Annotated in this window: 16 protein-coding genes; 12 read left to right on the top strand and 4 right to left on the bottom strand. The window is 40.1% G+C overall.

Going from position 1 to position 19,574, the window contains the following annotated elements:
* Positions 1 to 32 precede the first annotated feature (32 nt).
* The 7 genes from RYK20_RS04115 to RYK20_RS04085 all read left to right on the top strand — a co-directional run bounded on the left by RYK20_RS04115 (position 33) and on the right by RYK20_RS04085 (position 7,434).
* The gene (locus RYK20_RS04115) at positions 33 to 185 is read left to right on the top strand and encodes a hypothetical protein (RefSeq protein WP_167372064.1); all 153 of its coding nucleotides are present in this window, start codon (positions 33 to 35) and stop codon (positions 183 to 185) included.
* A gap of 39 nt (positions 186 to 224) precedes the next feature.
* Complete coding sequence (locus RYK20_RS04110) at positions 225 to 1,043, top strand: DNA alkylation repair protein (RefSeq protein ID WP_314894513.1); 819 nt, start codon at positions 225 to 227, stop codon at positions 1,041 to 1,043.
* A gap of 24 nt (positions 1,044 to 1,067) precedes the next feature.
* Positions 1,068 to 1,298, top strand: coding sequence for a bacteriocin immunity protein (locus RYK20_RS04105; RefSeq protein WP_002665645.1), 231 nt, complete (start codon positions 1,068 to 1,070; stop codon positions 1,296 to 1,298).
* Positions 1,299 to 1,307: 9 nt separating this feature from the next.
* Complete coding sequence (locus tag RYK20_RS04100) at positions 1,308 to 2,024, top strand: GNAT family protein (protein WP_314894512.1); 717 nt, start codon at positions 1,308 to 1,310, stop codon at positions 2,022 to 2,024.
* 2 nt (positions 2,025 to 2,026) lie between these two features.
* Positions 2,027 to 2,776 (top strand): SDR family oxidoreductase, encoded by a 750-nt coding sequence (locus tag RYK20_RS04095; protein ID WP_314894511.1) that lies wholly within the window; start codon positions 2,027 to 2,029, stop codon positions 2,774 to 2,776.
* Positions 2,777 to 2,917: 141 nt separating this feature from the next.
* The gene (locus RYK20_RS04090; protein ID WP_314894510.1) at positions 2,918 to 6,076 is read left to right on the top strand and encodes an efflux RND transporter permease subunit; all 3,159 of its coding nucleotides are present in this window, start codon (positions 2,918 to 2,920) and stop codon (positions 6,074 to 6,076) included.
* A 182-nt stretch (positions 6,077 to 6,258) separates the two neighbouring features.
* A complete protein-coding gene (locus tag RYK20_RS04085; protein WP_314894509.1) occupies positions 6,259 to 7,434 on the top strand; it encodes an OmpA family protein in 1,176 nt (391 codons plus the stop codon).
* A 58-nt stretch (positions 7,435 to 7,492) separates the two neighbouring features.
* Here the strand turns inward: RYK20_RS04085 and RYK20_RS04080 are convergent, their stop codons facing one another.
* The 3 genes from RYK20_RS04080 to RYK20_RS04070 are packed head-to-tail and all read right to left on the bottom strand — an operon-like array spanning position 7,493 to position 10,573.
* Positions 7,493 to 7,981 carry a metallophosphoesterase gene (locus tag RYK20_RS04080; protein ID WP_311456230.1) on the bottom strand — a complete coding sequence of 163 codons (489 nt, stop codon included), beginning with the start codon at positions 7,979 to 7,981 and terminating at the stop codon, positions 7,493 to 7,495.
* Between the two features lie 10 nt (positions 7,982 to 7,991).
* Positions 7,992 to 9,263, bottom strand: coding sequence for a UDP-N-acetylmuramoyl-tripeptide--D-alanyl-D-alanine ligase (murF, locus tag RYK20_RS04075; RefSeq protein ID WP_314894508.1), 1,272 nt, complete (start codon positions 9,261 to 9,263; stop codon positions 7,992 to 7,994).
* Between the two features lie 35 nt (positions 9,264 to 9,298).
* Positions 9,299 to 10,573, bottom strand: a complete 1,275-nt coding sequence (locus tag RYK20_RS04070) for a polysaccharide deacetylase family protein (RefSeq protein ID WP_314894507.1) — start codon at positions 10,571 to 10,573, stop codon at positions 9,299 to 9,301.
* A gap of 163 nt (positions 10,574 to 10,736) precedes the next feature.
* Between RYK20_RS04070 and RYK20_RS04065 the strand changes: the two genes are divergently transcribed.
* The 5 genes from RYK20_RS04065 (at position 10,737) to RYK20_RS04045 (ending at position 18,553) form a co-directional block, all read left to right on the top strand.
* A complete protein-coding gene (locus RYK20_RS04065; protein WP_314894506.1) occupies positions 10,737 to 12,707 on the top strand; it encodes an alpha-amylase family glycosyl hydrolase in 1,971 nt (656 codons plus the stop codon).
* Positions 12,708 to 12,721: 14 nt separating this feature from the next.
* Positions 12,722 to 13,858 (top strand): hypothetical protein, encoded by a 1,137-nt coding sequence (locus RYK20_RS04060; protein WP_311456224.1) that lies wholly within the window; start codon positions 12,722 to 12,724, stop codon positions 13,856 to 13,858.
* Between the two features lie 138 nt (positions 13,859 to 13,996).
* Positions 13,997 to 15,964, top strand: coding sequence for an amylo-alpha-1,6-glucosidase (locus RYK20_RS04055; protein WP_314894505.1), 1,968 nt, complete (start codon positions 13,997 to 13,999; stop codon positions 15,962 to 15,964).
* 9 nt (positions 15,965 to 15,973) lie between these two features.
* Complete coding sequence (locus tag RYK20_RS04050) at positions 15,974 to 17,266, top strand: glycosyltransferase family 4 protein (protein WP_314894504.1); 1,293 nt, start codon at positions 15,974 to 15,976, stop codon at positions 17,264 to 17,266.
* An 84-nt stretch (positions 17,267 to 17,350) separates the two neighbouring features.
* Positions 17,351 to 18,553, top strand: a complete 1,203-nt coding sequence (locus tag RYK20_RS04045; RefSeq protein WP_314894503.1) for a glycoside hydrolase family 57 protein — start codon at positions 17,351 to 17,353, stop codon at positions 18,551 to 18,553.
* 4 nt (positions 18,554 to 18,557) lie between these two features.
* Here the strand turns inward: RYK20_RS04045 and RYK20_RS04040 are convergent, their stop codons facing one another.
* Positions 18,558 to 19,526 carry an alpha/beta hydrolase-fold protein gene (locus RYK20_RS04040; protein ID WP_314894502.1) on the bottom strand — a complete coding sequence of 323 codons (969 nt, stop codon included), beginning with the start codon at positions 19,524 to 19,526 and terminating at the stop codon, positions 18,558 to 18,560.
* Positions 19,527 to 19,574: the final 48 nt, after the last annotated feature.

Genomic DNA, 19,574 nt, shown 5'->3' with positions numbered 1-19,574 from the left:
CAACGACAAGTTTAACTTAATGAAAAATAATTATGAAAGATAAAATAACTAAGAAAGAGGGTCTAAAAGATAAACTTTTAAAGGGTTTAGACCTTGCTTATGAGCGAATGATTGCCCAAAAACGCAAGAATAACCAAAAGATTGTGGTGCGCCGTGAAGGAAAAATCGTTACTATCACACCATAAGAATTAGCAAAGGTATCAATTAACACATTAATTAAGTTTATGACCGAAGAAATCAAAAACAGAAAAGGGGCTCAAAAGGCAGTAGATATACCTTCCGAAGTGCTTTCGCTATTAAATGCGGGGCGTATAGAAACGGTAAACCTTACCGAATGGCTGGCTGTAGATCATTCACAGCTGGTAAAATCGGTTTTTCCTGCTTTGGGAATTGATAAAAATATCATTGAAGAGGTGGTTCGCCAAATCAATCAGCAAAAGAAACCTTCTACAATGAATACGATTAAGCTCATAGGAGCATTGTTATACGAAAAATATGCAAATACTGACCTTTATGAGCCTTTGTTTAAGCAAATCAGCACGCACTTATCCGATTCGGTGCGCTGTTATGCTTGTTATTTGGTGGCTTTGCATACCGAAATCCCTTTAGAAGATAAGCTACACAAACTAAAACCTTTGGTAGCCGATAGTCATTTTGGCGTTCGTGAGATTATTTGGATGGCATTACGCCCCGAAATGAGCGAGCATTTAGACTTTTCAATCGCTTTTCTTTCCCATTGGGCAGAAAGCGAAGATGAGAATATCCGTAGGTTTAGTACAGAAGCCTTGCGTCCGCGGGGTGTTTGGTGTGCTCATATAGAAGCCTTGAAAGAAAAGCCAGAACAGTATTTGCCTATATTAGACAAATTGAAGTCCGATAAGGCAAAGTATGTACAAGATAGCGTAGGGAACTGGCTGAACGATGCCAGCAAAACCCGTCCCGATTTCGTAACAGCTCTTTGTGAGCGTTGGGAACGCGAAAGTCCTACCAAGGAAACCAAGTATATTGTAAAAAAGGCACTGAGAACGATTGCCACTAAATAGTATAAAAACTTATTTTTTTACCGAATGACCCGAGAAGAACTCATACAATTAGGGAACCAAATCATAGAAGAAACCGATGACGATCGCCAAGAGGAGCTAATGGAGCGCTTCGATCGCAATGTACCTCACCCCGAGGGCAGTTCGTTATTCTTCTATCCGGAAAACTACAACGCTCGCACTATGGATATTTCCTCCTACGACCCCACCGTCGAGGAAGTAGTAGACAAATGCTTGGCGTATCAACCGATTATCTAAAAATATACAATGAACACAAACCAATACAATCAACCCATAGGGGATGCATTACCTAATTTTTCAGTAGGAGCAACCCCTCATATAACCCTCTTAGAGGGAAATTATTGCCTGTTGGAACCTCTTTCGGTAGCCAAACATTTAGACGATTTGAGTGATTTCTATTTGGAAGCCAATGCTGTGATGCCCGATTGGACTTATTTATCTATAGCTCCTGCAAAGAACAAAGAGGAGTTGCACGCTTTACTCACCAAGCAGGAAGCCGCTGCCGACCCTTATTTTCTGACGATTGTAGATAAACAAACGCGAAAAGCAGTGGGTACGCTCGCCCTAATGCGTATAGACCCTAAAAACAGAGTGATAGAAGTGGGGTGGGTGAATTATTCGCCGGCTTTACAGCGTACGCGTATGGCTACAGAGGCACAGTATTTGTTGGCAAAATATGTGTTTGAAGTCCTTCAATACAGGCGTTACGAATGGAAGTGTGACAGCCTTAATGAACCTTCGCGCCGTGCCGCGGAGCGTTTGGGCTTTGTATATGAGGGTACATTCAGGCAGGCAGTGGTTTACAAAGGGCGTTCACGTGACACCGCTTGGTTTGCTATGATAGATAAGGAATGGGAAGCTAACAAACGCGCTCTTGAGCAATGGCTCTCCCCTGAGAATTTCGACTCACAGGGTAAGCAACAGAAGTCTTTATCCACAATCAGACAAAGTAACATACAGTAATTATGACCGAAAATATCAAAAATAAAGTAGTGATTATCACCGGTGCCAGCAGTGGCCTGGGTGAAGCGACAGCTTTGCTCTTGGCAAAATATGGAGCTAAGGTAGTTTTAGCCGCTCGGCGTAAGGAGCGTCTGGAAAAATTAGCTTCTCAAATCATCTCGCAAGGGGGCGAAGCCCTCGTGGTAGTTGCCGATGTGGCAGTACAAAGCGATGTAGAGCGTATCGCAGAAGAAACTCTCAAAGCTTATGGGCGTATCGATGTGCTTATAAATAATGCAGGGATTATGCCACAAGCTACTTTGGACAAACTCAAAGTAGAAGAGTGGGATAATATGATTGACATTAATGTAAAAGGGGTGCTTTATGGCATCGCGGCGGTACTTCCAACGATGAAAAAGCAACATAGCGGACATATCATCAACCTATCATCGGTAGCGGGCTTGCGTGTGTCTGCGGGGCGTGGTACTGTGTATAGCGGAACCAAGTTTGCAGTTAAGGCAATTAGTGAGGGTTTGCGTATAGAAGTAGCCAAAGAAAATATACGTGTTACTACGCTTTACCCTGGGGCTATAGAAAGTGAGCTGAAATATGGTAGCTCTGACCCCGAAGCAAGCGCTACAATTCAGGCTTTCTATAAGGAATATGAGATTCCTGCAAGCTCCGTAGCCAGAGCAATTGCCTATGCCATCAATGAACCCGAAGAGGTAGCTATCAACGAGATTACGTTACGCCCTACTAGACAAGAATTTTAGTAGATATTATCCTATATGAGTAGGCGTAAAAAGAATATTGTTCCGCTCTCTATAGGGTGAATATTCCATAACAGAGCATTTTTTTGTTAAGAAAAGAGTAAAGAAAACCACTTAAAAATAAATAAGAATAATTAGTTTTTTATGATAAAAAGTTTTATTAATAGGCCGGTGCTATCAACGGTAATTTCTATAATGATAGTCATCTTGGGCGTATTGGGTATTGTCTCTCTACCCGTATCGCAATATCCAGATATTGCTCCTGTAACGGTAACGGTGCGGGCAAATTATGGAGGAGCTAGCGCCGAGACTGTACTCAAATCGGTGATAATTCCGCTTGAAGAACAGATAAATGGGGTAGAGAATATGGACTATATCGTCTCTTCTGCTTCCAATAGTGGTGCAGCGAATATCACAGTATATTTCAAAAACGGTACAGACCCAGATAATGCGGCGGTATTGGTGCAGAACCGCGTGTCGTATGCCAATCCGATTCTCCCTGCCGAGGTAAAACAATCGGGGATAACGGTAGAGAAGCGCGAAGCAGGACAATTGATGTTCCTTACCTTCTTCTCGGATAATCCAGAAATTGATGAAGTTTTCTTGGAGAATTACTTAGGTATCAAAATTATTCCAGAACTCAAACGTATCACAGGGGTAGGAGATGCAGATGAATTTGGAGGTAAAAACTACTCTATGCGTGTGTGGCTAGACCCTCAAAAGCTACAAGCCTATAAGCTAGACCCTACCGAGGTTACCGCTGCCATCTCTTCTCAGAGTTTGGAGGGGGCACCAGGTACGTTAGGGCAAAATGTTGGAGGTTCTTACGAATATACTATTAAGTACAAAGGAAAATATAACAAAGTATCCGAGTATGAAAATATCGTAATAAAAGCCTTAGATGGGGGGCGTATTCTCCGTTTGAAAGATGTAGCAGAGATAGAACTTAGTGCAATGGGTTATACGAGCTTCTCAGAAAGTAAGGGGCGCGCAGCTATCGCAATGGCTATTACCCAAACCCCTGGAGCGAATGCGTATGCTGTGGTACAGAATATTGATAAATATCTTAAATCAATCGAGAAAACACTTCCCGAAGGTGTTACATATGCTATTAATTTTAATGTAAATACGTTCCTTAACGCTGCGATTTCTAAAGTAATTACAACTCTCTTAGAGGCGTTCTTACTCGTATTCTTGGTGGTGTATATCTTCTTACAGGACTTCCGTTCTACGCTGATTCCTGCTATTGCGGTGCCGGTGTCTATTGTAGGGACGTTCTTCTTCCTGAATCTTTTTGGGTATTCTATCAATATGCTTACTTTGTTTGCTTTGGTATTGGCTATTGGTATTGTGGTGGATGATGCGATTGTCGTCGTCGAGGCAGTACACGCCAAGATGGAACAGACTCACGAGAAGGCTAAGCCTGCTACTATATTGGCAATGAACGAAATCACAGGAGCAATTATCTCTATCACCCTAGTGATGGCAGCGGTATTCGTACCTGTTACCTTTATTGAAGGAACGACAGGGGTATTCTATAAGCAGTTTGGGGTTACATTGATTGTTTCTATCTTTATTTCGGCAGTCAATGCGCTTACTCTTAGCCCTGTGCTTTGTTCACTTTTCCTAAAACCGCACGGTAATAAGGAGTATGAAGACAAATCTTGGATGGGTAAGTTCTTCCACAAGTTCAATATAGCCTTTGATGCTGCTACGCTCAGATATGGTCAAACATTTACCTTCTTTTTGCGTCACAAATGGGTCACTTTAGTGCTATTTGCTGTGGCAGGTGGAGGTATTTATTTCGCGAATAAGAGCCTACAAAAGGGGTTTGTACCTAATGAAGACCAAGGTTTCATACTGATGGATATATCAATGATACCTGGTGCCTCAATGGAACGTGTAGCTAATCAGTTGCGCGAGTTAAGTAAAGACTTGGATAATATACCAGGAGTAGAGGATTTTACTTTTGTAACAGGGAATGGTATATTATCAGGAACAGGAAGTAATAACGGAATGGGCTTCTTCAAACTCAAACCTTTCGAAGAACGTGCCGAATATCCTGACCAAAGTATAAGTGCAATTATCGAAAAAGCATTCACAGCTGCTGAAAAGATTAAGGATGCTAAGGTTCTTTTCTTTGAACCACCAGCTGTATCGGGCTTTGGTATGGGAGCAGGGGTGTCATTTGTACTTCTGAATAAGTCAGGAGCTGATGTTACCGAGATAAATAAGACCACCCAAGAGTTTATGGCTGCCCTTAATGCACGCCCAGAAGTGAAGTATGCACAAACATCATTCAATATAGATTATCCCCAATATCAATTGGATATTAATGTAGAGCGTGCAATGCAGTCAGGAATAGCGGTTAGTTCTATTCTTTCTACCTTACAAAACTATATTGGGGGCTATTATGCAACAGATTTTACCCTCTACGGGAAACAATTCCGTGTGATGGTGCAAGCATTACCCGAAGATCGTAAGGATGTAAATAGCCTCAATAGTCTATTTGTTAAAACAGGTACAGGAGAAATGGCTCCTATATCAGAATATGTAACCCTAAATCGTGTATTCGGACCGCAAGCAGTGAGCCGTTATAACCTTTATACTTCGGTGGATATCTCTGCGGCTAATAATGAGGAATATAGTACAGGAGATGTTGTGAAAGCCATTGAAGAAGTGGCAGCACAAACACTAAATTCTAACTATGGTATAGACTATACAGGGCTTACTCGAGAGGAACAGAATGCAGGTTCTCAGACCATTATTATCTTCCTTTTGAGCTTGATATTTACTTATTTTATCCTATCTGCACAGTATGAGAGTTATGTATTGCCCCTTTCTGTGATTATGTCCTTGCCTTTTGGTATCTTTGGAGCGTATTTTGGACAATGGTTATTCGGGTTGGAGAATAATATTTACTTCCAAATCTCACTGATTATGCTTATGGGACTCTTGGCGAAGAATGCTATCCTAATCGTAGAGTTTGCTGTACAAAGGCGCCGACAAGGAGAAAGCCTCTCCAAAGCAGCGATTAATGCAGCTATGGCGCGTTTGCGTCCTATATTGATGACTTCTTTTGCCTTTATCGTTGGGCTTTTACCGCTCGTATTTGCCTCTGGGGTAGGTGCTACGGGGAATCGTTCAGTAGCTACAGGTGCTGCTATAGGTCAGCTTATCGGTACCTTCTTTGGACTGATAGTGATTCCTGTGCTCTTTGTGATATTCCAGCACCTACAAGAGCGCATCAGTGGAGTGAAATACAAAGAAGAAGTTTTTGTAACGCCTACAGATAACTACTAGTAATCGGCAGAATAAGTTAATAATTTTATTTTAAAGTAGTGTTTTTTCATAAAACACTACTTTTTATGTTATTGAAAAGAAAAAATGCTAAAAATTACACAAAAATACTATTATTGTTTTAAAATATATTCGTTTGTAAAATAAAGTGAATATATTTGCGCCAAATTTTTAAATATAGAAGAATGAAAACACGAATTTTAAGTATTGCTGTGTTGGTAGCTTCTGCTATGGGAGCCAATGCACAGGAGAAAGCAATCAGTTATAGTAAGTTTTTTGATAATTGGCAACTAGGTGTAAAAGGAGGAGGTTTCTCAGATACACACCGTGAAGCATTCCTTAAGAATACACGAGCTACTTTTGGGCTTGAATTAGAGAAGCAAATCTCTCCAGCTTTCCGCTTAGGGGTCGAAGGAATGGCTTATGTGCGTCCTGTTGCTTTTGATGAGAATCCTACCTATAATAATTTCATTGACCAAACTAATGTGAGCTTAGTAGGTACTGTAAACCTTAGCAACCTTATCCTTGGTTATAATGGAACTCCTCGCTTCTTTGAGGTAGAAGGATTTGCTGGTTTAGGATGGAGACATACTTACTTGCAGAATATTGTTCCTGGAGTGAATACACGTGAGAACGCAGTTACCAATGGAATGACCGCTCAGTTTGGTTCTAACTTGTTGTTTAACCTTGGAGAAAGCAAAAAATGGGCAGTAAAGCTTAGTCCTGCTATCATCTATGGAGTGGATACCCCTGCTAAGAACTCTGCAAATAGTCTTAACAGTCTTAATTCAGTAACTCAACTAACTGCCGGAATTATCTATCGATTCAAAGGAAGCAATGGAGCTCGCCATATCACACTGGCAAATACTGCTGCTCCTGCACCTGATACTACAGAGCTAGATCGATTAAGAGCTTCTTTGAAAGAAAAAGAAAGTGAATTAACAGATAATCAAAAGAAAATCAAAAAATTAGAAGAGGAGCTAGAAGCAGAACGCAATAAAAAACCTCAAGTAATTGAAAAAACAGTTACTAAGAGTAAGAAAACGTTAGAATCAGTAGTTACTTATCGTGTAGGAAAAACTACCATCGAATCTTCTCAGCTACCTAACGTAGAGCGTATCGCTACTTACCTAAAGAAATATCCTAATAGCAAAGTAGTGATTAAAGGATTTGCTTCTCCAGAAGGAAACTTAGAGAAAAACCAAAAATTAGCAGCTGATCGTGCAGAATCTGTAAAGAAAATTTTGGTAACTCGTTACAAAATTTCTTCTGATCGTATCCAAGCAGAAGGAAATGGTATTGGAGATATGTTCTCTGAACCAGACTGGAACCGTGTAAGTATTTCTACTATTGTAGAGTAATAGATACTGATCACAGAAAAATAAAAGAGGTTATCCTTTGGGTAGCCTCTTTTATTTTCTATAAAGGGTATTCTATAATTTCCATTTGGGAAATATTTCCTTGAAGGATCTCAAATCGGAGCATTGTTCGTGTCTTCTGTGCGCCATACTTCCCAATAGCTCCAGGATTCAGGTGTAAGAGCTGATATTTTTTATCATAAATTACCTTGAGGATGTGAGAGTGTCCGCAGATAAAAAGTTGAGGTTTTTCCCTTTCTAAAAGCTCAGGAATACCCTTTTGATAATGAGAAGGATAACCACCAATATGCGTCATCAGCACTTGCATTCCCTCACATTCAAAAAGCTGTTTTTCTGGGAAGAGGCTCCGTATCTCAGTGCCATCTATATTGCCATATACGCCTCGAAGAGGTTTTATGTTCTGTAATTGTTCGGCTACAGTGATAGAACCAAAGTCTCCCGCATGCCACACCTCATCAGCCCATTGGGCATGCTGTAGGATGGCATCATCCATATAGCTATGGGTGTCTGATAATAACAGTATTTTCAATTTTTAAGGCTTAAATTTTAATTTTCTCCAATGTCATTGAGCGAGATCCCTTTACGAGAAAAATCGTTTGTTTAAAGGCTTCTTTTTGCAGATATAGGTTTAACTCTTCTATTGTGGGAAATTTTAAATAATTTGTCTGTACCTTACTGAAGTTCTCCCCTACCAGAAATACAGCTTTCCAAGGATATGAGGAAAGTTCATTTACCAGTTGTTGGTGTTCTTCCTCACTATAGGAACCTAATTCTTTCATATCACCTAGAATGAGAATTTTGTTGGGTGCCTCTATTTCTTTAAAAGCCTCAATGGCAACGCGCATACTACTGGGATTCGCATTGTAGGCATCCATTAGGAGACGGTTTCCATTTTCTTTTTCTACCAATTGAGAACGGTTATTAGTTGGGATATAGCCCTCAATTCCTCGGGTAATAGCCTCTGGAGAAAGTTTGAAATATCGACCAATACAGAGAGCTGCAGCTATATTAATGGCATTATGCTTACCAATGAGATGGCTTCCTATAGAATTTCCTTCCCATAGAAGTTTGACAAAAGGAACAGAGCTTATCACTGAAAGAGAGATGTGAGCTAAAGAATTGTTTTCCAGAGTAAAAGAATAAGTGTGAGTATAATCACTCAAGAGCTGAGCCTGAACTGTATTGTCCTGACAGAAGAAAATTTCTTTGTTATTCTTTCGCAGATAATCGTACAGTTCGCTTTTTGCCTTAATAACTCCTTCATAAGAACCAAATCCTTCCAAGTGGGCACGCCCGAAGTTGGTAATATATCCAAAGTCGGGTTCTGCAATTTCACATAGAGTAGCAATCTCACTGGGGTGGCTAGCTCCCATCTCAATGATAGCTATTTCTGTATCAGAATTCAGCCGAAGCAAAGTAAGGGGAACGCCTATGTGATTGTTGAGGTTTCCTTCGGTTTTTAGGGCTTGAAAGGACTGATTAAGTACATTGTAGATTAATTCCTTAGTGGTGGTCTTCCCATTGCTTCCGGTAAGAGCAATGATAGGAGTGGCTAAGGTACGTCGGTGATAGGAAGCGAGCTCTTGTAGGGCTTTAAGGCTGTCCTCTACTAGGATTGCTTGAGGGAGATGTGCCAGCTCCTTGCGGTCAATAACTACATATTTTGCTCCCTTCTCGAGAGCGGTGGTGGCAAAGTCGTTCCCGTCAAAATGTTCGCCTTTTAGGCAGAAGAATAACTTATCAGTTAGTTCTGCACGTGTATCTGTGGCGACACCTTTGCATTCTTTGAATTTTTCATAAAGTGTATTCATTCCTATAATGAAAAGTATTGAGATTAATAATTGACTTAGGCTTCTTGTATGGTTTTGTATATGGCAAATCGGTCAGGAGATTTGGATAAATATTCAGGCGAAAAGATAGAAATAAAATTACCTCCTACAGCCTCGACTTCTCGTTTGATTTGTTCTATTTTATAGAGTGTTTCTTGGCTATACTGTTTGTCAATCTGTTGCCAATGAAGGGCATACGAATGGATGATAAGAGGAAGCTTCACCTCCAGGCGAATGTCATAGAACTTGTAAGGAGAACAAGTTCCGGAACGAAAGCCTAAGTGAGAGGGATATCCCATTGTATAATCTTCTTCAAATTCAGAATCCGTAAGTTTCCGATAGAGCTCGGGTAGAGGAAGCTGGTTATTGTTGGCTCTGAAGCGACGTACAGGACGGTTGATGATATTAATCATTCTTTCCCTTTCTCGTAGAAGCTGTTCTTGCTCAGATACAGCATCATAGGAGCCCAAAACAGAAACAATTGCATAGTCAGCAATATGCTTTATCAGATATTTATATTTTGGATTGTTATACGAGAGTCCTTGATCATAATAATTATAATCTCCCAGTAGGAAAAAGAAAGTTGGATGGAGCTTCTTTTCCTGAAAATAAGCAAGTAGCGCTTCATAGAAATCATAAGGATCTTTTTCTTTTCCTAGAACAACTGTAATGAGGTTGCGCAGTTGCGACCATTGGAGGGTGAAAAAGTAGATTAGAGCTCTGCCAAAGGCTCGTAAGAATCCTTTGTGCTTGTATTTGAATGCTTTAGGAACTTCTATAACAGATATTACGTTCTTCTCTCGAGGAGCGAATGAGAGGTTAGGATATTTTTCCTGTAATAATTCCTTTAGGCGAGCTACCCAGATATCTATAATAGGAATCTCCAAGAAATGATGCTTATAGGCAAGGCTTTCTGTGGCAGGGAAAGGCTGATCAGGATGAGTGTCTTTATACAAATATTCTTCATACCGCGTCAGGAGAAAAAAACTAGCCGATAGAATATCAAAAGGAATAGAGCCCTTCTTAGTGGCAAAGAAATAAGGAACATTCTCCCATTCTTCCATAAGGATTTCTATAGGCAGCACACCTTTCTCATAAAGAAGCCCAAAATTTTTGATAAAAAACTCATTCCCAATAGCCGATTTGGCATAGGAGAGCTTGCTTTCGTCTGATTTCACGAAAGTTTCTAAGTTGGTAGTGATTTCTATAGAAAGCCCCAACATATCCACAAAAATATGCTCGCAGATGTACATAAAGCGAGGCGTTTTCTTTTCTGTATAGATGAGCAACATATCTGGATATTTGGGCAAAGGTACGGAAAAAAGATTGAGTTCGTTAATAATAAAAATTATTTTTTTTAGAAGTGCTTTTTATTATGAAAAAATAACGTTTTATTACGAGAATATCTGAATTTTTTTTATTATCTTTACAACCTAATTCTTAAGGAGATGTTATATGTTGTATGATAGTGATTCCCTATTAGTTCCATATAAAAGAGTTATTCAGGATAGGTATCATTCTTACTTACAAAAAGCAGAGCTTTTAAGAGGAGGTAAGAATTTCTTATCGGAGAATTGTAACTCTTACTTGTATTATGGCTTGCATTTTACAGGACAAGAGTGGATTCTTAGGGAATGGGCTCCTAATGCAACGGCTCTTTATTTGTTATTTGAGGGGGATCACTGGCAGAAGGAGGCTCGGTATGCCTTTCAACGAGTAAATCAGGAAAATTGGGAACTTCGCCTGCCAGCTACAGAGCTTTCTCACTACACTCTCTATAATCTATTGGTGGAATGGGACGGAGGAAGTGGCGAACGCTTGCCTTCACATACTACAAGAGCTGTACAAGATCCTTATAATAAAAGCTTCACAGCCCAAGTATGGTGCCCAGCTCAGGCTTATCAATGGAAACATCATCGTCCAGACACAGATGAAGCCCCTCTTATCTATGAAGCTCATATAGGGATGGCTACTGAACAGCAGAAGGTAAGCACTTTTGTGGAGTTTCGCTTATTTGTGTTGCCTCGTATTGCACACTTAGGATATAATACCCTCCAGCTGATGGCAATTCAGGAGCATCCTTATTATGGTTCTTTTGGGTATCAGGTAGCTAATTTCTTTGCGGTCAGTTCCCGATTTGGAACACCAGAGGAGCTTAAGGAACTTATTGATACGGCTCACGGCTTGGGTATTCGGGTGATACTGGATATTGTTCATTCTCATTCGGTAAGTAATCCTGTGGAAGGACTTAGTGAGTTTGATGGAACGGACTATTTATACTTTCATCACGGGGAAAAAGGAAAACATCCTGCTTGGGATTCTCGTTGTTTTGATTATGGGAAGCCTCAAGTGCTAAATTTTCTTCTTTCTAACTGTAAATATTGGTTAGAGGAGTATCAGTTTGATGGGTTTCGCTTTGATGGCGTAACTAGTATGATTTATTATGATCACGGGCTAGGAAAGGCTTTTACAAATTATGCGATGTATTATGATGATAATCAGGATGTAGAGGCTATTACGTATCTTACACTTGCCAATGAGCTTATCCATCAGGTATATCCTAAGGCGATTACTATTGCTGAGGAGATGAGTGGAATGCCAGGGGTAGCTTCTCCTATAAGTGAAGGAGGAATGGGGTTTGATTATAAGATGAGTATGGGAATTCCAGACTATTGGATTAAGCTCCTTAAGGAAGTCCCAGACCAATTCTGGCACGTAGGGGACATCTACTATGAACTAACGAACAAACGCTCCGAAGAGCGAACAATTAGCTATGCCGAGAGTCACGATCAAGCCTTGGTGGGAGACAAAACCATTTTCTTTCGCTTGACAGATAAGGAAATCTATACAGGAATGAGTGTTTTTGACCATAGCCTTATCATAGACCGAGCAATGGCTCTGCACAAGATGATTCGCTTGGTAACAATCACCACTTCTGGCGGAGGTTATCTGAATTTTATGGGCAACGAATGGGGGCACCCTGAATGGATTGATTTTCCACGTGTAGGGAATGGAGATAGTTATGCACACGCCCGTAGGCAGTGGAGTCTTCTGGATGATGGATCCTTGAAGTTTAAGTATCTCAACGCCTTTGATCGTGCGATGATTCATTTTGTTAAACTAACCAACCTATTGGCTTATAAGCCTCATATCTTGGTTCGAGATATAGCTAGACAGCTTTTGGCTTACGAGCGCGGAGGTTTTCTGTTTGTTTTTAGTTTTAACCCTGATAAGGCTTTTGTGGATTATCAGTTTGAGGTTACAGCAGGTAAATACACCTATGTATTATGTACGGATACTTCTTATTATGGCGGACAAGGGCTTATTGATGAGCAGATGGAACATTTTACCCAATATATAGCTCAGAAAAACCTGATTTCGCTGTATATTCCCCCTCGTATAGGAATCGTACTAAAGAGAGAATAGTGAAAAATGAAAAAATGAAACTTTGGTATTCTATTGTTATCCTCTTGGTGTGTTTTGTTGCTTGTAAGAACAGTTCTCTCAAGCAAAGAGAGATTATGAGTCCTTCTGTACAAGATACTTTAAAAGATTCGCGCTATGATAGTGTCGTTTATTTTGATGAAAGGCCGTATGATGTACCTGGAGACCCTAGGGATGGAAGAGAATACTATTTGCGCAAGGACAGCCTTTTCTTTCGTGGAAAGGATACGTTCTATTGTAGGGAATATCATTCTTATTTCTTTCCTCGAGGGAATACAAAGCGTAGAATTTTCTATGAGAAAAGTACAAAATCGGAGAAAGTGGAGCCTTTTATGGAGTATTGGTATCACGATAATGGAAAAATAAGTGATAAAATTGATTATTTCACTCGAAGAGATAGTATCATTTATGATATAGATACGGTAAAGTGTAGCGAACTACATATAGTTTATGATGAAAAGGGGCATATGATAGCCAGAGGATGCCAAGGTATTGCAGAGAATGAGGATATTAATACAGGAATGAATGTAGGAACCTGGAGTTATTATAAAGATGGGAAACTGGTGAAAGAGGAATACTATCATAATGGCTCCTTTGGGAAAGACTACATCATTCATTTCTTATATGAATCAAAATATACAAGGGAAATTATTGTTACTAATAATTTTCAGTTGTACCAGAATGACTCTGTGGTGCTTTACCCTAAAAAAATAGGAGGAAAGTTATCCAATAAAGGTGATTTTTTTGATGTTCTTATCAGCACAAAGAGAAGAAAGCAATTCAAGGACAATCAAGTGTTACTACTTACTAAGAAAAGTGCTCCTTATGAGGAATCTTCAGGGGATTATGAGGAATGTAAAAGCTGGTCTATCCCTGAAAAAACTATAAAGTATGTGATGAAGCATTCTAAGCCAATGGATTCCCGTGAGTTGCACGATATGTTCGGTGTATTTCCTTGTGTAGTTGAGGGAGTGCTTATTTATAAGGGAGAACCCTATTTCTATAGGGTAAATGCAGGGGGCTGGTGGGAGCTTATCCAAGGAGAGAAATACCTGATGATGGGCTATTACGAAGACGATGCTGTAAAGCGAGGCTTTATAGATGGTGTTTATGATTGGAGCAAAGTCGAGTAAAAGATTAGTTGCGAGCTACAAGCTCGTATCAGCAATAGAAGCCTCCACCAGAGGCTTTATAGATGAGGTGTATGACACTTAACCAAAGAATAATTATAAACGCAATAAATAGAATCATTGACCATTAATCATTATCTGATGCAGTACCTTAGTTTCAAGCAACGTGATTTGGTAAATTTGGAATTTGCCTTACAGAGGGAGTTTCTTGGCACCAACCGAGAAGGAGGCTATCTCTCTACTACCCTTAATTTTTGCAATACGAGCCGTTATCACGGACTTCTGGTTGTCCCTATTGATGAATTTCTGGGGCGCAATCACTTATTGCTTTCCTCCTTGGATGAGACGATTATTGTCAATGATAAAGAGTTTAATTTTGGGATTCATCAGTATCCTAATAACACTTTTCATCCTAAAGGGCATAAGTATATAGTAGATGCAGAGTTTAACAAATACTATTCTATTACCTATCAAGTGGCAGGAGTAAGCCTTAAGAAAGATATAATGATGCTCCACGGGCAACCACAAGTACTAATTCGTTATACTTTGCTAGGTTCCCATCAGTCAGTTCGCTTACGGCTTATGCCTTTTTTAGCGTTTCGGGATATTCATAAGCTTTCTCAGGAGAATCCGCAAGCCAATATGAGTTATACTTCAGTGAGTCAAGGGATAGCAATGAAGCTCTATGAGGGATTCCCAACACTATATATGCAACTGAGTCAAGAAAATACCTATGAACATAATCCTCATTGGTATAAGTATCTTCAGTATAGTAAGGACAGAGAAAGGGGAGGAGATTATCAGGAGGACTTAGTAGTACCAGGTGATTTCGAACTAACATTGTACAAAGACCAGTCTATAGTGTTTTCTGCTTCTACCACCCTAGAACAGGCAGAAACTTTGGTGGAGGAATTTGAAAAAAGTTCTCAGCAGAGGGCTCCAAGAGATTCCTTTGAGAACTGTCTTAAGTATGCCTCAAGGCAGTTTGTTATAGAAAAGCTGAATGAAACCCGTATCAAGGCAGGCTATCCTTGGCATCTTTCTTATGGGCGCAATACTTTTGTTGCACTGCCTGGGATTGCAATAGGCACAGGGGATACGGCTTTATTTGAGCAAGTAATTGATTCGATGTTACAGTATCAGAAGGGAGGACTTTTCCCTAGGCTTATCAGCAGTCACGTGGCTCCAGAGTATAATTCAGATACCTCATTATGGTTCTTCTGGACACTTCAGCAATATGAGCATTGGGCAGGAATCCCTAAGGAGCTTCTTTGGAAGAAATACAGAACTTCCCTTTGTACTGTATTGGAGGCTTATCGTGATGGGCGTACTTTCCCTCAAGTACATATGAATGAGAACAAACTTATTTATAATCAGAAGTATCATAGACCCCTTACTTGGATGAATGGAACTATCAATGGCATTCCTGTTCTAGAAAGAAATGGTTATGTAGTGGAAGTTAATGCCTTGTGGTACAACGCTATTTGTTATGCTTTAGAGCTGGCTAGAGCAGGGTCTGATAGAGATTTTATTTCTCAATGGGGAGACTATCCTAAGCAGATACAGGAGCAGTTCTTAGCTACTTTCTGGAATGAAAGCAAAGGCTATCTGGCAGATACTTATCAGGAAGGAGAGCAAGACCTTTCTGTACGTCCTAATCAAATTATTGCCTGTGCATTGCCTTTTAGTCCTTTGAGAGACTCTCAGAAGAAGTCTATTGTGGATTTGTTACAAGAAAAACTGCTTACCGAAAGAGGCTTACGTACTTTAGCTCCCGATGATAAGCGATATCTGGGGCGTTGTGAAGGGACAATGCAGGAACAAGAAGAGGCTATTTATCAAGGAGGAACACATCCTTGGCTCTTAAGTTTTTATATAGAAACTTGCTTGAAGCTCTATGGACAAGCCTTTGTCCCCAAAGCAGAAGAACTTCTCTCTAAGGTAGATGAGGATATTCACAATTATGGACTTGGGCTGATTTCAGAATTCTATGATGGCAACCCTCCTTATGTGGGGCACGGCTGTATCTCACAAGCACGTAATACGGCCGAGATTATCCGAGCTATCTATTTGATCAATTCATACAAAAAAGAAAATTTACCTCAATAAGAATCTATTATGAAAAAGATAAAAGTACTTATGTTTGGCTGGGAATTTCCTCCTCATATCAGTGGAGGTTTGGGAACAGCTTGCTTAGGGCTTACCAAAGGGTTAGCCAAGAATGAAGTAGAGGTACTCTTTGTGATGCCTAAAGCATCAGGAGATGAAGACCCCACGGCAGCACGTATTATCAATGCAAGTGAAGAGGAAATGTTACAGTCATACACACTTTCTGATCAATATAATGAGCATATACAATTTATGGAGATTGGTTCCTCTCTAAGACCTTATCTTTCTCCTGAGGTATTTGCTTCCTATTGGCAGGAGCAACGTTCTTCGCAACACAGTGAACATTATACCCATAAGCGTACTTTCAACTTTTCAGGGAAGTATGGCGATAATCTCCTTGAGGAAGTATATCGTTATGCACTTGTGGCGGGTACCATAGCGAGCAAATATGATTTTGATATTATTCACGCTCACGATTGGCTTACCTATCAAGCAGGATTGGTCGCTAAGCAGATAAGCGGGAAGCCCTTAGTGGTACACGTACACGCCACCGAATATGACCGAGGAGGGGAATATAATCGGAATACGATTGTATATGATATAGAAAAGAATGGGATGCAAGGGGCTGACCACGTGATTACAGTAAGCGATTGGACGCGTAAGATAGTTATAGAAAAATATGGGATCTCTCCAGAGAAGGTTTCTACAGTGCATAATGCAGTGGATTTTTCCGATGAAGAACTTGACCTGCCTCCACGTACGCTTAATGAAAAAATTGTTACTTTCTTGGGGCGTATTACCCTCCAAAAAGGACCTGAATACTTTATAGAAGCAGCTGCAAAAGTACTCAAGCGCATCCCAAATGCACACTTTGTAATGGCAGGGAATGGTGATAAAATGACTCCTTCTGTTCGGCGTGTGGCACAGCTTAAGTTGGGAGGTCATTTTCATTTTACAGGATTCCTACGAGGGAATGATGTCCAACGAATGTTCCGTTATAGTGATGTATATGTAATGCCTTCTGTATCTGAGCCTTTTGGGATTTCTCCTCTGGAGGCAATGCGCTGTGGGGTGCCTACCATTATCTCTAAGCAGTCAGGAGTCTCAGAAGTGCTTCAGTACGCCATCAAGGTTGATTATTGGGATGTAAATGCCCTTGCAGATGCTATCTATGGATTGCTCGCTTATCCTAAGCTCTCTGATTCTCTTAAGAGGGAAGGACTAGCAGAGGTGAATACCCTTAAGTGGGAATATGCTGCTACCAAGCTTAAGCAAATATATCAAACCCAAATTAATATATAGAGAATAGGAATGAGATAGCCGAAAAATGGCTGTTCTCACAAAATATAGATTCAGTACTTAATAAAACCTAAAGATTTTTCCCTAATGAAAGCCATTTGTTTTTACTTTGAAGTCCATCTTTCAGAGCAGTTGCGTAGATATCATTTCTTTGATATAGGTAGGCAACACGATTATTTTGATTATTACTTAAACCGTACAGAAATAGAGCAATTAGCCAAAGATTGTTTTCTCCCTGCTAACGCCACACTCAAAAGACTTATAGACCGATACAAAGGGAAGTTCAAGGTAACTTTCTCTATCTCAGGGAGTGCTATTGAGCTTCTTGAGCTACACGTTCCTGAGGTGATCCATAGTTTTCAAGAACTTGCTCAAACGGGCTGTGTAGAGTTTCTCTGCGAGCCTTACGCACACTCTCTTTCTTCCCTTTCGGAGAATACCACAGAATTTGAAAGGGATGTTCTCAGGCACGCTCAGCGGGTAGAGGAACTTTTTGGCAAAGCTCCTAAGGCTTTCCGTAATACCTCACTTATCTATTCCGATAGTATAGGCGAGCGCGTAGCTCGCTTAGGATTTAACACCATACTTACCGAAGGAGCTAAGCATATTCTGGGCTGGAGAAATCCTAATTTCGTGCATCATCATCCCAATAATGAAGAGGTGAAAATATTACTCAAGAATGCCAAGCTTAGTGATGATATTTCTCTGCGTTTTTCGGATACACAATGGGATCAATATCCTCTTACCGCTGAGAAATATGCACAATGGGTCAGGGCAAGCCTTAAGGAAGGAGATGTACTGAACTTATTCCTTCGTTATCAAGCTATAGGTAGGTATAATGCGCCTAATTCAGGTATTTTTGATTTCCTTTATTACTTGCCAATGTATCTGTTAGAGGATTCAGAATATGCTTTCTTAACTCCCTCAGAGGTAACTCATACATTCTCTTCACAGGAACCTATCTATGTACCTAATCCAATCTCTTGGACAGATGAGGAACGTGATATTACCTCTTTCTTGGGGAATGAATTACAAGAAAATGCCTTTGAAGAGCTGTTTTCCTTGAGTGGCAAGGTGGAAACACTCGCTGATGAGGCTTTCAGGCGTACTTATAGTCGCTTACAATCTAGCAACCACTTCTATTATATGAGCACAAAGTATATTTCAGCAGAGCAAAGACTTAAGAATGATTCTCCTTACAGCTCTCCCTATGATGCTTATATCAACTATATGAATGTACTAAGTGACTTTACTCTAGAAGTGGATAAAGCCATCGAAGAAAAGGGATAGTATCCTATTGTGGATTTCTGTTTAAGAAATCCTCTAGAGCTCTTTTGGCTTGCGAACTATTAGGATATCGCTTTGCATTCTCCTTAAGGAGTTGCAATGCGATATCTTTTTTATGTGAGTTCTCTAGCCAACGAGCGGTATTGTTCAGGTAAAGCTCGGAAGGAGAAAATGGATAGTGTAGCTTCTCCGATAAGGCTTGATATCGTTGGTCAATAATAGAAGGGTTTTTAAGGATTTCACTACGGTCGATGAACATTTCACTAAAAAGGTCACGGATGAGGTTTAGGTTACCAATAATCTGGATGCTACCGTGATTTTCTTTAGGATATCCTACGATTTTCCATTGAATATTTTGGAAATCTCCTCTGAAAAACATTTCTTCTAACTGCTGAAGGCTGGCTACGTGTCTTTCTCTGCCATTATCTCGTTTTTTCTGTTCAGAATGAGAAATATATAAGATGCAATTGAGAAAATCTTTGCCTTTGTTCTTTTCAAATAGCTCAAGTCCATAATTATTATTCCACCACAGGCTGGGATCGTGAGCAATATAAACGTTAAAAAGTTCTGTCTCAGTAATAAGTGCATTGATAGTAGCAAGCCCACTTAGGGAATGCCCCACTAGGATGCGAAAATCCTTACAACGATACTTTTCTTCAACCATTGGGACAACTTCTTCTTTGAGGAAAGATAAAAATAAAGGATTTCCACCTGTGTTTTCTGGATTGTTAGGAAGGGAAATAGGCGTTAGATCTCGTTCTCGCTGGGTGTTTTCTATTCCGATGATGATAAATTCAGGAACAGAGGGGATACCTTGGGTTAGTTTCTCCATCAAGGTAGTAAAGTAACGGAAATTATTCTCGGCATCCAGCAAATAAATAACAGGATAATCGCTGGGTTGTAACTGTGAGTTTGTATAGGAAGGTGGTAGATAAATGTCAACTTTTCTGGTTTCTTTCAGGATGGTGCTTTCCATAGAAAATGTTTCTCCTATACAGATGGGGCTTGTCCATACCCTTGTAAG

It is taken from the genome of uncultured Capnocytophaga sp., assembly GCF_963525585.1.
Taxonomy (GTDB): domain Bacteria; phylum Bacteroidota; class Bacteroidia; order Flavobacteriales; family Flavobacteriaceae; genus Capnocytophaga.
This window is presented reverse-complemented; position numbering and strand designations above follow the sequence as displayed.

Excerpts from the sequence above, each read along its gene's own strand:
- RYK20_RS04115 (WP_167372064.1), top strand. The coding sequence starts at position 33 with ATGAAAGATAAAATAACTAAGAAAGAGGGTCTAAAAGATAAACTTTTA.
- RYK20_RS04110 (WP_314894513.1), top strand. The coding sequence starts at position 225 with ATGACCGAAGAAATCAAAAACAGAAAAGGGGCTCAAAAGGCAGTAGAT.
- RYK20_RS04105 (WP_002665645.1), top strand. The coding sequence starts at position 1,068 with ATGACCCGAGAAGAACTCATACAATTAGGGAACCAAATCATAGAAGAA.
- RYK20_RS04100 (WP_314894512.1), top strand. The coding sequence starts at position 1,308 with ATGAACACAAACCAATACAATCAACCCATAGGGGATGCATTACCTAAT.
- RYK20_RS04095 (WP_314894511.1), top strand. The coding sequence starts at position 2,027 with ATGACCGAAAATATCAAAAATAAAGTAGTGATTATCACCGGTGCCAGC.
- RYK20_RS04090 (WP_314894510.1), top strand. The coding sequence starts at position 2,918 with ATGATAAAAAGTTTTATTAATAGGCCGGTGCTATCAACGGTAATTTCT.
- RYK20_RS04085 (WP_314894509.1), top strand. The coding sequence starts at position 6,259 with ATGAAAACACGAATTTTAAGTATTGCTGTGTTGGTAGCTTCTGCTATG.
- murF (WP_314894508.1), bottom strand. The coding sequence starts at position 9,263 with ATGAATACACTTTATGAAAAATTCAAAGAATGCAAAGGTGTCGCCACA.
- RYK20_RS04070 (WP_314894507.1), bottom strand. The coding sequence starts at position 10,573 with ATGTTGCTCATCTATACAGAAAAGAAAACGCCTCGCTTTATGTACATC.
- RYK20_RS04065 (WP_314894506.1), top strand. The coding sequence starts at position 10,737 with ATGTTGTATGATAGTGATTCCCTATTAGTTCCATATAAAAGAGTTATT.
- RYK20_RS04060 (WP_311456224.1), top strand. The coding sequence starts at position 12,722 with ATGAAACTTTGGTATTCTATTGTTATCCTCTTGGTGTGTTTTGTTGCT.
- RYK20_RS04055 (WP_314894505.1), top strand. The coding sequence starts at position 13,997 with ATGCAGTACCTTAGTTTCAAGCAACGTGATTTGGTAAATTTGGAATTT.
- RYK20_RS04050 (WP_314894504.1), top strand. The coding sequence starts at position 15,974 with ATGAAAAAGATAAAAGTACTTATGTTTGGCTGGGAATTTCCTCCTCAT.
- RYK20_RS04045 (WP_314894503.1), top strand. The coding sequence starts at position 17,351 with ATGAAAGCCATTTGTTTTTACTTTGAAGTCCATCTTTCAGAGCAGTTG.
- RYK20_RS04040 (WP_314894502.1), bottom strand. The coding sequence starts at position 19,526 with ATGGAAAGCACCATCCTGAAAGAAACCAGAAAAGTTGACATTTATCTA.